Source organism: Paenibacillus sp. YAF4_2, from assembly GCF_052113225.1.
Lineage (GTDB): Bacteria > Bacillota > Bacilli > Paenibacillales > Paenibacillaceae > Pristimantibacillus.
The window spans coordinates 385,199-398,906 of the sequence record NZ_JBFRCT010000003.1 but is presented as its reverse complement, the minus strand read 5'-3'; the positions used below and the strand labels follow the sequence as shown (position 1 = coordinate 398,906).

The 13,708-nt window shown below is 49.6% G+C and carries 4 protein-coding genes; 1 reads left to right on the top strand and 3 read right to left on the bottom strand.

Annotation, left to right across the window (positions count from 1 at the left end):
- Positions 1-122 precede the first annotated feature (122 nt).
- Positions 123-1,700 carry an acyl-CoA synthetase gene (locus tag AB4Y93_RS09255; protein ID WP_441891131.1) on the top strand — a complete coding sequence of 526 codons (1,578 nt, stop codon included), beginning with the start codon at positions 123-125 and terminating at the stop codon, positions 1,698-1,700.
- Between the two features lie 1,002 nt (positions 1,701-2,702).
- Here AB4Y93_RS09255 and AB4Y93_RS09250 read toward each other — a convergent pair.
- The 3 genes from AB4Y93_RS09250 to AB4Y93_RS09240 are packed head-to-tail and all read right to left on the bottom strand — an operon-like array spanning position 2,703 to position 13,690.
- On the bottom strand, positions 2,703-8,504 hold the full coding sequence (locus AB4Y93_RS09250) for a glycoside hydrolase domain-containing protein (protein ID WP_441891129.1): 5,802 nt from the start codon (positions 8,502-8,504) through the stop codon (positions 2,703-2,705).
- A 30-nt stretch (positions 8,505-8,534) separates the two neighbouring features.
- Positions 8,535-10,139, bottom strand: a complete 1,605-nt coding sequence (locus AB4Y93_RS09245; protein ID WP_441891127.1) for an S-layer homology domain-containing protein — start codon at positions 10,137-10,139, stop codon at positions 8,535-8,537.
- 26 nt (positions 10,140-10,165) lie between these two features.
- On the bottom strand, positions 10,166-13,690 hold the full coding sequence (locus tag AB4Y93_RS09240; protein ID WP_441891125.1) for a PA14 domain-containing protein: 3,525 nt from the start codon (positions 13,688-13,690) through the stop codon (positions 10,166-10,168).
- Between the last annotated feature and the right edge of the window lie 18 nt (positions 13,691-13,708).

Genomic DNA, 13,708 nt, shown 5'->3' with positions numbered 1-13,708 from the left:
GCTTCAGCAGCACCAGGATGACTTCTGTCTATGGCAGAGTCATCCTTTTTTCATGTTCACAACCTATGCTATACTGTCGCTAACTAGCTAAGATAATCGAGTGTGACAAAGGGGTAGGTTGGATGAATTTTGATCAATGGGTAGCTCCAGAACAATACAATATTAGCTCTGAGATTGAGCGTCACCAGTCTGATAAAATCGCGCTTCAGCTGCTGGACGATCAAGGCCACACGACTACGATTACATATAAGGAACTGCTAAAGCAAGTGAACCAGCTTGCTGGCGGTTTGAACGAACTAGGACTTACAAAGGGCGACCGCGTCCTTGTTATGGTGCCAAGAACCATCGAGGCGTATATCATCTATGTCGCATGCCTCAAGCTTGGACTTGTTATTATTCCATCCTCCGAAATGCTCCGGGCCAAAGATCTGTCATACCGTCTTCAGCATTCCGAAGCGCGTGCTGTAATTGCATGGGCGGAAGGTGCAGCGGAAGTGGACAACATTACGGAAGAGCTGCCTGCCCTGCAGTACCGAATTGACGCCAGTGGCAGACAAGCTGATGGCTGGGTGTCCCTCCGGTCCTTAATGGAAGGACAACCGGAAGAACGTCTTACTGAGCCAACAAGCCGTGATGATATGGCGATTCTTGCCTATACATCCGGCACAACCGGTAATCCCAAAGGTGTTGTTCACAGCCACGGCTGGGGCTATGCGCATCTGCGTATTACTTCAGCATGGCTTGGCATTCAGGATACCGATCTGGTCTGGGCAACAGCCGCACCTGGCTGGCAAAAATGGATCTGGACTCCGTTCTTATCCGTACTTGGCAACGGCGCTACAGGCTTCATCTATAACGGGTCATTCAGCGCGGAACGGTATCTCGAGCTTATTAAGGAGAACCAAATCAATGTGCTCTGCTGCACGCCAACTGAATACCGAATTCTAGCGAAATTAGATTCACTTGGACAGTATGATCTGTCGTCGATCCGAAGTGCGGTATCGGCAGGCGAGCCATTGAACCAAACGGTGATCAAACAGTTCCAGGAAACATTTTCGTTTACCATACGTGACGGCTACGGCCAAACAGAAAGCACACTGCTCATTGGTAATCTGAAGGATTCTCCGATCAAGATTGGTGCCATGGGCAAGTCGATTGTTCCTGGTCTAGTGGAGATTATTGATGAAGAAGGTCGTCCTCAACCAATGGGTGAAGTCGGAAGTATCGCTGTACATACCGACATGCCCGCTTTGTTCAAATCGTATTACCGTGATCCCGAACGCAAAGGTGCCAGCATCGTTGGGTCGTACTTCATCACTGGTGACCGGGCGAGCAAAGATGAGGAAGGTTATCTCTGGTTTGAAGGACGCGGCGACGATATTATTATCAGCTCCGGCTATACGATTGGACCATTCGAGGTGGAAGAAGCGCTGCTTCGTCATCCATCTGTGAAGGAATGTGCGGCTGTTGCAAGTCCCGATGAGATCCGCGGCCATGTGGTCAAAGCCTTTATCGTACTGAAAGAGGGAGTGACAGGCTCTCCCAAGCTGATCAAAGAGCTGCAGGATCATGTCAAATCGGTAACAGCTCCCTACAAATATCCACGCAAAATCGAATTCATCAGCGATCTGCCGAAAACAAACTCCGGCAAAATCCGCCGGATCGAGCTTCGCCAGCGCGAGGCGCATATGAATTCCTAGTTGAGAAAAAAGCCACTGTTCATCCCAAGCTTCCAAAAAGCTGCGATGTGAAAAGTGGTTTTTGCTTTTCTAACCCCTCGCCCATCTGTTTTACGCCTTTGGCTTTTACACAAATGGTTAATCAGGCGCTACCCCAACGCTCCGGGCGTCCTTTCGTTGGTTCTGATCCAACGAAATCGATCTTGAGCGTATACGGCTGCGAGTTATGTTTGATTCCTTCCAGTAACTTTCACGCATCATGAGCTGTATTCCGCCTATGCGCTGGAATTTTCTGGATAGAATCCAATGGAGCTATGGTTACTTGGCACGAATGCACCATTCTGTTGGATGAAGTACAGTCTGGCGTCTGTGATTTTTCGTATCGTAGTAGTCTAGTTGTCCTTTCGTTGGAACTAATCCAACGAAATCGATCTTGAGCGTATACGGCTGCGGTTATGTTGGATTCCTTCCAGTAACTTTCACGCATCAATGAGCTGAATTCGCCTATGCACCGGATTCTGCTGGATAGAATCCAATGCAACTATGGTTACTTGGCACGAATGCACCTTTCTGTTGGATGAAGTACAGTCTGGCTTTTTTGAATTTCGCATAGTGGTCTAGTTCGTCCTTTCGTTGGATCTAATCCAACGAAATCGATCTTGAGCGTATACGGCTGAGGGTTATGTTGGATTCCTTCCAGTAACTTTCACGCATCATGAGCTGTATTCCGCCTATATGCTGGATCCTGCTGGATACAATCCAATGCAGCTATAGTTACTTGGCACGAATACACCATTCTGTTGGAGGAAGTACAGTCTGGTGGCTGTGATTTTTCGTGCTGTAGAGCCTAATTGAGTATGCTTAACACATGGTTACTGGGATAATAACTCGCCTGTCAGTCTCCTTTGAGCTTACAGCGGCACGAAGAAACTAGCTTACTATTACCGCCCGCATTACTTACAAACCACAACAGCCCCCAATCCTTCAAACGGATTGGGGGCTGTTGTTTATTTCCGACTACTCCTACTCGCCCAGCGTAAACGCCGCATTATCGAAGTTGCCGATATATTTCTTGCCTGTCTCGCCAGTTGCAGCAGTACCCGTAAGCACCAGATACACATCCTGAATGCCCGTTAACTTCTGCGTCAAGCTGCCGCTGACGGTGTCATAAGTTGTCCAATTTGCAGCTTTCGGGGGCGTCGCGATTGTCCCCACCAATGTACCTGTTGGACTTCCAAGACGAACTTCTACTGCAGAGTTGTTATAGGTGTTGGACGTATTTCCTGCGTACTCAATCGAGAGCTTGTTAACACCTTCACTGCCGAAGTCCATACGTTTATACGCCAGCCATGCGCCGTTAAACGTATTCTTTACTTGCTTGCCAACTCCGCCTTTTCCTGCTTCAGTGCCGAGTGGATCGCTGTTTGCTGGATTCAGTTCCGTAGTCCAGGCGTCATATGATTCCAGCTCGAGCTTGGCATAATCGCTGCGTACCGGCTCGTAACCAAACGTTACGCTGTCGTAGTTGCCTACGTACAGGAGTGGTAATGTTGTACTTCCCGTAAATACGATGTACAAATCCTGTTTGCCTTTGATTGTCGTGTTCAGATCTGCTGTAGCAGTCGAGTAATTCCCCCAGCTAGACCCGGTAGTAGGCAGTGCGACCGTGCCTACTACTGTCCCTTCTTTGTCTCCCAGTCTAATCTCCGCTTTTACATCTGCTGGCACTCTATTGCTCGGAGCGTCATAGACGATCGAGATCTTGTTCTTACCCTTTTGCGAGCCAAAGTCGACGTCTTTAAAAGCTAGCCAAGCACCGGTAAACGTATTACCAATCGTTTGTCCGCCATTATTGTTTTCAATTCTCATCGCTTGTTTATTGAACGTATTAAGATCGGTATTCCAATCGGTCTTATCCTCGAATTGAACCGTTAACTGCTCCGGCTCCTCCGGTTCCTCTACGCCTAAGGAGAAGGAAGCATTATCGAAGTTGCCGATATATTTCTTACCGGTCTCTCCAGTTGCCGCAGTACCTGTAAGCACCAGATAAATATCCTGAATACCAGTCAGCTTCTGCGTCAAGCTGCCGCTAACCGTAGCATAAGTTCCCCAAGCGCCAGCTGTCGGAGGCGCTGCAATGGTGCCAACCAATGTACCTGTTGGACTTCCAAGACGAACTTCTACAGCAGAGTTGTTATAGGTGTTTGTCGTGTTACCTGCATACTCAATTGAGAGCTTGTTAACACCTTCACTGCCGAAGTCCATACGTTTGTACGCAAGCCATGCGCCATTGAACGTATTCTTCACTTGCTGGCCAACTCCGCCTTTTCCTGCTTCCGTTCCGATCGAAGTGCTGTTCGCTGGATTCAATTCCGAAGTCCAATCATCGAAAGACTCCAGTTCCAGCTTGGCATAGTCAGTTCTAACCGGCTCATAGCCGAATTTGAACCAGTCGAAGTTGCCAATGTACGGGAGATCGGTTGTATATGGTGCTCCCGCTACCATCACGACAACCATTTTCTGCTGTCCAGTCAGAGTTCTTGTCAGGTTGGCATTAGTTGCAATATAACTTCCCCAACCTGAATTCTTGTCTTCCATATTGACCGTACCTACAAGTTCACCCGTCTCGCTGCCCAGTCTGAATTCCAGCTTGGTACCAGCTGGCACCCTATTCGTAGGTGCATCGTATTCGACAGTCACGTTATTGAACCCGGTCGTGCCGAAGTCAATGTTGTAGGCCAGCCATGCATTATTAAACGTGTGAGCAACAACCGTTCCGCCATTGCCTGCTTCCGTTTTCAATCCACCGTTTGCATCCGGATGTGCTGCCGACGTCCATTCCGCTTTATCCTCGAATTGGATCGTCAGGCCGGTATCCGGCACTTCCGGCACTTCCGGCTCTTCCGGTTCGTCCGGCTTTGGCTCCGGCAATGGGATTGGCACCGGCAGCGGATCTTCCGTAACCGGCGGACCCTCTGGATCAGGAAGCGATCCAGGCTCTGCCTGCTGTACAATTGGATCGGCCAGCCACAAAGGCGATTCAAAGATATTCCCGTTAAACTCGTTAACAAGGTACACATTGACCTTGTACTTGCTTGCATCCACGTTATAGATTTGCGAAATGTCGAAGCTTCCTGTCTGAACCGGCACGGCGCTGGATACCCAAGCGCGCTCGTTACCGTCCATCAGTTGGAAAACGACCACTGCTGAGTCTGTATAATCACCCTGCAAGGTACCTGTGACGTCAACAACCATGTTGTCGTCCTGACGAATATCTGCCTTCAGGTCGTACACATCCCACTTCACATCGGATGTGTACGCTTCATTAGCGTTTAATACATCGCCAGCTGCGCGGTTCTCGCTCGCATTCGCCATCACTCTCACCTGAACCATAGCGGGCTCATAGTTAAGAGGACCAACGGTTTGCGGATTGGAAGTTGCTTGTCTCCAGGACTTGCCGCCATCCGTGCTGAATTCATAATCCGATGCCTTCTCAATACCAGCCACAGCTGTCCAGCCGAACGTGTTCGCTTTGTCGTCCACGATTGGATTTGTTGGAGCAGCCGGAATTGTCAGCTTGCGAACCGCTTCAAGGCTGAATTCGAATGCGATATCCGAGCTTGTTGCATTCACCTGATGCACCTCTGCCGTGAGCACGTTCTTGCCCTCAACGAGGAACGATGGATCAATAACATAGACGTTCCGATCCCGCTCGTCACCAACGGTTGCATTTGCAAATGTACCGTAATTGACGGCACCTGCCGGCATGTTGGTTCGGATAATTTCATGTCCGTTCAAATATACGATCGCGCCATCATCTCGGATCAGACTCGCGTCCAGCTCGAGAATACCAGAGAGATCCTTCGCGTCGAATGTTTTACGGAAATAGGTCGTCGTATACTTGCTGTTGGCATTTGGTCCATAGCTGACCTTGGTCGCCGGCTTGCCATAGCTGTCATAACCAAGCATAGCCTCGCCGGAGCTCCAGGTGCTGTCGTCGAAATCTACGTCTGTCCAGCCGTTGCCTGCAGCAACACCTTTATCCAGATACTTCCACGTCGATTTCTCGGCGATCAGCGCTTCATGGTTCAAGTCATTATCGACATCTGCTGAATAATCGATTGTTGGAGGAGCCGCACTTGCTTTGGCACCCCAGCTTGTGTTTGGCGTACTGCCCATCTGGAAGTCCAGCGTGCCGCCAGCCATCAGATCTTCGTAGCTAATCCAAGCTTGATCGAAGTTATTGCCGTTCAGCGAAGCGGATTGGATAAAACGATTCTCGCTCGAGACGCCATTCGCCTTGATCGTTAACGTCTTGCCGCTACCCATATGCAGCTTCACTTCTTGGAAGATCGGCGAGCCGATCAGGAAATTCGCTTCGCCAGGGTTGCCTGGGAACAAGCCCAGTGCACTATAGACGAACCAGGAGGACATGCCGCCTGCGTCATCGTCCATCGAAGGCAGATAACCCTCTGGATCATCACGGTAAACTCGGGATTTAATCGGATACCCGTAAGCTCCGTGGTTATGATACTTCTGCGTCACGACTTCCGTCGTATACTCCCTTGCATAATATTGCGTCAAATAAGGGTAGCCCAGATAGTCGAACAAGTAAGGCGCCGAAATATCCTCTTCATTAATCGCCATATATTCGTCAATCTCGAAGAAATGCATCAGCTGCTTCGCCATCTCCGTCTTGCCGCCCATCAAATCAGCCAAGCCGTTAATATCCTGCGGTGCAGACCAACGGTACTGCCACAAGTTACCTTGATAAGCGTAGCGGTCTACCGGTAAAATATCATCCTTCGTAACGGTCGTTCCATTTGGCGTAAAGAAGCCAGTCTTTACTCCAGTCTCGTCTACTTGATTCGGATTCCACAAGTTTTTATACGACAAAGCGAGCGGCTTGTACTTATCATAGGTTGCTTTGTCTCCGATCAGCTGCGCCAGCTTCATCGGGAACGAAGCGCTGTTTGCTTTCTCCAGCTTGCCGGAGATTTCCCCATCGCTGATTGCGAAGTTGTCCGCGTCAACAGCCATCCCTTTTAATGCTTTATATACGTCGAAATCCTGAAAGCCTTTCGCGTAAGCATCGAGAATAACTTGACCATTGAACTCGTTCCTAACCGTTGGGCTTGGCCAATAGCCATCGCCCCATTGCATATAGGAGCCGCGTGTACTGTAGAGATCCACAAGCGACTTCACCATGTTGTTGTAACGCGCTGGCTCAAAGAGTGAGAACATCGCGTATTTACGGAAGTCATCCCATGTTGTCCAGCCATTGTAATAGTCGAAATCATCACCTAGCTCGGAAGCTTGACGAATCGTATTCTCGTCTCTTGCCGCTTTGAATGTGCCAGCCGAGCTGGTCACGTTCTTCGGGCTCAGATAGGAGTGATACATTTGCGTGTAGAACACACGCTTGTTCTCTTCATCTGAATCGGTAATTTCGACCTTATTCAGAACGTTGCTCCAAGCATCTCTAGCTTCCTCATGACGAGCGTCAAAATCCCAGTCCGTGTACGCGCCGCGTTCAGCTTGTGCTTGCTCCACACTAATTGTGGACAGGCCTACTTTTGCTTGAACGGTTTTGTTGTCTGCTGTGTTGAAGTTCAGCCATACGCCACTGTTCGAGCCAGTACGCTCAGCAACTGCACCAACTGCATCACCTTGCCACGAGCTGTAAGAGTCGAAGTCATGATCGAATTGAATCGAGTAATAGATCGTGTAGTAACCATGTCCACATACGTTCTGGGACTTGATCATCCCTGTAATTTCGTTGCTGCCTGTTACCTTCAGGTTAGCATCGACCATACCAGCATAGGAATTGGACAAGTCGACCAGAACCGAGCCTGTGTTAGTCCCCTCGGGGAATAAATACTTATGGAAGCCCACATTATCAGAAGACGTTAATTGTGCTTTAATGCCGGAGGCGAGCGTTACGCCATAATAACCTGCGGATGCTTCCTCACTGCTTTTATCATACTTCTGCTTGTATTCCGCAACATTCTTGGTGAAGCCGCGTGTTTCTGGCATGACCAAAATGTTACCGCCTGCGCCGCTGCAGCCCACGCCGCTGAACCGCAGATGCGAGAAGCCCTTCAAATATTTATTCTCGTAATAGTAACCGCTGAATGCTCCACCATCGCTGTCTGGACCAAGCGATACCAGACCAAATGGAGTCGAAGGACCAGGATTGGTCTGCCCATTGTCGCCAAGGGTATTGATGAACGGATCTACGTAATCGATTGGAGCAAGATCCGTCTCTGGAACAGCTGGAATCTGGTCGGCATCAACTCCGTATACTTCAAATTCGTAAATTCGGGCCGTGTTATTATCATAAGCGGCCTTGTCGATATAGAGCCTAATGTACCGAGCCGCAAACGGTTCTACGAACCGGTCGACAATCGTCTGCGCGTTGTTCGTTACAACGTCAACATCTGTCCACGTTTCACCGTCGTCACTTTTTTGAAGTCTGAAATTTTTCGTATTCCAAAACGGACTATTGCTCGATTCATTAATGGCTGCGTTCTGCAGCACCCATTCATTAACCATGTAGACCTTACCAAGGTCGAGCTTGAGCCATTTTTTCGAAGCGGATGTATTGTCACACCATTTGGTATCGGTTTTACCATCCACGGCATTGCTCGCTCCCTCGCTCGCGTTGCATTGGCCGGAAGCTGTTGCTGTCGCGTTCAAGGCTACATTCTGAGTTGCTATCCCTACGACATCTGATGCCGCATAGGCGGTATTCGATGCTGCAGGTACCAAATAGCTGGTAAGGCATAGAACAGTCATCGCTACCGCAAAAAGCTGTTTAAACATTTGCACCTTGTCCTCCTTCATTCCTCTTCCTTACGGCAGCAGCCGGTTCATCATCACCGCAACTTCAGCACGGGTTAATTGTTGCTTCGGATGGAACAACTTGCCGTCGCCTTCCATTAATCCAGCCGACCAAGCTTTATTAACCGCATCCGTCGCCCAAGCAGAGATTTGCTTCGCATCCGCGAACACAGGAGCTGCCTTATCGGACGCAGATAAATCGAAGTATTTAACCGCACGCATAAGTGCAACAACCGCTTCTTCACGCGTAATCGTATCGTTTGGTCTAAATGCGCCGCTATAGCCGGACACAATACCAAGCGAAGCAGCACGGGTTACCGCATCTGTATAGTACAGACCATTAGGGACATCCTTGAACGGATTCGTGCCGGCCTCGTCCGAAGCATTGCCTGTCCAATCCACCGCACGCATCATCATCGTGGCGAACTCTGCACGCGTAATGTTACGGTTTGGTGCATAATGCTGATTGTCTACACCGGTGATAATATGCTTTGCACTCAGCGACTTAACAGCCACCTCTGCCCAATGACCAGAAGCCAGATCCTCGTAGGACTTGCCATATTCAAGAATCGTGTAGGAAGAGAAGTGCTTTGCCTTGAATGTGAACGTATCGCCTTTAACCTTGCCGCCCACATATTCAAGATCAGTCCCGTTTACAAAATAAACACCAGCAAGGTTGGAATGGATCTTCTTCGCTTGTTCCTCGGTCAGCTTGATGGAGACTTCAGCTGGTTTGTCCAGATTATGAATCTCGGTGACACCATTGCTGGTGATAACCTGGATAGATACCGAGATCACAATGCCAGTCGATACATATTCCGGTTTCGATTGAATCGTTCCGTTAATGATGTTCTTAGCATCACTTGTCAGCGTCGTATTCAAAATGATGCGAATCTGCGCATCCGATGCAGCTGATGCCGTTATGGAGCCTGCAGGAATCCGGATTGTGGCGTTACCGGAAATAAGGATCAGATCCACATTCTTGTCTTTCAAGTCCTTCAGCGCCTGAGCTGGGAAGTTCAATGCGTTGCCAGAATCGCTTGCCTGTGCAGGAAGCTCTACTGTAACGGAACCATGCGCGTTAGCAATTGCAGAAGCCAGTGTGCCGCTGCCAAAGATATAGCTTCCGTTGCTCAGTTCTGGTTGAATAACGGAGCCTGCCGCGCTGCCTGCATCAGATGGAATACTCGTATTCGCAGGAGGGGTTACTGTCCCGCCTCCGTTACCGGGATTGGATGGTTCATCCGGATCCGGGTCCGTACTGCCTCCGTCTCCCAGCTTCTCAACAACAGAGAAAGTCTTGGATGCTGTGGAGGTGCCGCTGCTAGCTGCAACGTTATAGACACCCCACGGTGCAAAATCTTCCGTATCCGGAATCGTAATGGTTGTGGAATAACTGCCATTCGACGACTCAATAACATCCATATAGAAAAGGGTTTTGTTCGGACGAATAATCTTCAAGGTTACATCGCCTGAAGCCGTACCAGAAAACGTAATCTCATCACCGCGCAGCACCTCCTTCGCACTCACATTAAGCGCGAAGGATGCTGCTGCATAGCCGGTTGCCGGCAATATCACTATAAACAATGCCAATAGGGCTGCTAAAACTTTTTTCACCTTTGGTTGTCCTCTCTTTCCAGCCGTTATTGGAACAGCATTGGTCTAGCCAATTGAACCGGCGTCTCATTCTTGCTGTTGAATTGATCCACGACGAATACCTTCACTTTGTAGTCGGCACCTGTTTCATTGAAATACTGCGTCATGGCCAGCTTTGTCTTCTTGAGTGGAACAGCGCTGACGAGAATCGGCTGCGGGTTATTCCCTTTCATCAGCTGGAATACCACATACGCGTCGTCGTTGTAATCCGTGAGCTGCTCAACGTTTACGCTCACTTTCATTTGTTCGCCTCTATCAATCGTGCCCGACAGCAGGAAGGTATCCCGGGTATCGTTCTTGGTGAATGCCTTCGTCGATACGAGCGGCGCACCAGAAGCAATACCAAGCGATGCATCAGCCTTCACGCGTACTTGAACCGTACCTGCCGAATAGTCACCGTCGCCAATTGGCTGCGGATTCGCGATTGCCGGCAGCCATGTTGTGCCGTTATCTACGCTATATTCATAATTCGAAATTGCAGGATAAGCTGGTACATTCGTCCAACCAAATGTGTTATGCGCGTCGTCCTGAACAGGTGCCGTTGGAGCAGCTGGCTCATCACCTGCGCTTGTCACTACTTTCGCTTCGGAATTATCCCGTTTATTAACGGCTTTTACAACGAATTGGTAGGACTGGTCGAGGTTTGTATCCGCTGCGACATACTGGTAGCTCTCTTGACCCTCTACCGTAGGAATGTACATATTCCAGTTGGCGCCCAGCTTGCCATTTGTTTCGTAAATGCGAAATCCTCTGATCCCCTCATCCTGAGGTTTGTTCCAAGTAATTGTCCGTTTGCCGTCTTCCGATTTGCTTACTGCCAGCTGCTCGACCGGCTTCGGCTTTTCATCATCCCGGACAATCGTGTACGTATCAAATGGATTCTCGTCACCCGATTGGAACGAATCAATCGTAAAGCTGTTCTCCGTCATGCTTACGCCAGAGAAGATCGCTTTCTTCGGCTGTTCATACACGGCTGCATAGAAACGGTCAACACCGTCCTGCACATCGTAAAACTTCGTTGCAGCCGAGTTATTGATCATGTAGATCGTACCGGCCGGATTAATCGCTCTGCCTTGGGAGTCCGTCTGCACGTTCTGTACCGGCTGATTATTGTACATTTGGAATGAGCGCATGAAGGTATGGTCATGTCCTTGCAGAACAACATCGATACCAAGCTCATCAAATACCGGGTACATCATTTCGCGCAAGGCCAGAATATCACTGTCTTTCGCATGGTTCCCGACGGAATAGATCGCTTTGTGGAACGCGACAATCTTCCATTTCTTATCCGTCTCTGCAACTTCATGCTTCAGCCATTCCACTTCTTGCCGGAAGGCTTCCTTCTGCGCATCGTCCCATCCGATATCCATCGTGTTGAGCACCATAATGTGCGCATCGCCGTAGTCGTACGCGTACACACTGCCCGGTGGAAGTGGATTCTTGATCGAATCATTCGGATAATTGAAATGGTAGTAATAGTTATCGTTGTACGGACCTTCGTGATTGCCCACTGCTGCCATAAGCGGCAGGTTCATCAGAAGCGATTGCGGCTTTTTAAAATAGTCCAGCCATTGCGATTCCAACGCACCAGCATCAACTTGGTCACCTGTCATGAGCAGGAATTTCGCATCCGGGAAATGATTCACGGCTTGCTGCATCGTATTGCCCCACACATCGTAATCCTGCGAGTTCGAGCCTTGCGAATCCGTCATATACAAGAAGTTGAAATTATTCTCGTTCTCCGATTCGGTTGTAAAAGAACCTGCTTCACTCCAGTATCCGTCAGTACCCACGCGGTACTTGTATGCTGTTCCCGGTGTTAGACCTTCAACCAGCACTTTATGGCTAATGAACGATCCAGTTGTGCTGCTCGTAATCTTCAGGTTGTTAAGAATCCGAGTATCTTCCGGCTTGCCTTCGACTCTGAGCTTGTCTGGCGAGTCAAAAGAATCCGCCGCCGGCACGATCTCTACGATACTGTCCGTCGCATTGGTTGGCGCATTCTGTGGCCGATCATACGTGGTATACCACGCGAATGAACGGTTCGTCTTTGCACTGCCGTATAAGGACATAGCGATCGCATATGGCGTGTAATCGGTCACCTCAGACAAGTTCGATGGGCTGAACACGAAGCTCTTCACAGCTGTTCCGTCCGCATACAACAGGCTGCCTTGACCATCATAAGAGAGGCTCACCGTTTGATCAGGCAAAATGATTTTCCCTAGCGTCAAGATCAGGTTACTGGAATCAGCATCCTGCTGAGCAGCCTGAACGGGAACTGCTTGTCCGGCTGCCGTCACAGTGACGTGACTATTCAGGTCTGCCGGCAGTTCGCCCAAGCCTGCAATCATCGAGAGGGACAGGCTTTTGCCATCCGCAGCGACACTTGCTGCTTTTGCTCCCGTATAATCCGCTGGCAGATAGAAGGCATTACCTGGCACAATCTCCTTCGTCAGCGTTGGCGTCGACCAGCGCAAATACAGGTTGGAGCCGCCAAAGTCTTCGAAGTATTCGATCTTGATATCGTACTTGTGGCTGCCTTCCAGTGTAATTGGGCTGCTTGTCTGTTCTTTATCCCAATCGTTCACCCAATGATCGATAACAAGCTTGTTATCAATCCACACGCGGAAGCCGTTATCGCCCATCATATAGAACGTATAGTCATCCGTTTGCGGCGGAATAATTTGGCCCGTCCAGCGCACATTCGCGCCATCCTCGACGCCCGTCAGCCCTTTTAAAATCGGGTTAAGGTCTGTAAAGTTGATCAGCGGATCAACCGTTGTTGCTTTATAATCGCCATAGGCAAAGTTGGTGCCCGAGCCGGTGCCCAGGTAATATTCACCAAGCAATCCTTGAGCTGGAGCTGACTCTTCAACTGCAAGCGACTCTGGTGCTTCCTCCGGTTCAACAGCCTCCGGACTCTCCGGGTTCTGCTGCACGAAGCCGATGGCTTCAAATTCATAAATACGGGCAGCGTAAACTTCTGTCTCTAGATCCACCTCGCCCGGATTTGTAATCGACAGTTTAAAATATCTCGCCGTCACTGGCGCAGCCAGATCATGCGTCGTTGTATTTTCCGTGTTGCCAGTCACCGTTACGACCGGCGTCCAGGTGATGTTGTCATCACTCGTCTCGATTATGAAATCCTTCGTATTATACTGCGCTTCCTCTCCGCCCGCGCCTGCATGTCCGATGACGAACTGCTCCACGCTAACCTCCGAGCCAGCATCTACCTCGAGCCAATACGGCTGTTCTGTGGTTGGCAGGTTAACATCACCTTGATACGACCACTCACCGCTGTCTCGATTTCCGTCAATCGCCAAGGACGGCGCAAACTCATCCGATACGTACCCATTAGCAGTAGCCGTAACTCCCTCTGCTGCAAACACGTTCTTGGCTGCCGTTCCGGCACTGGCTTGATGCACCATGAAATAACCTCCGGACGCAACAACTGACGTCCAAAGCATCACCACGGCTAACATTCGATTTGTAAGCTTAATCTTTCTATTCACTCCTGATTCCCTCCTACT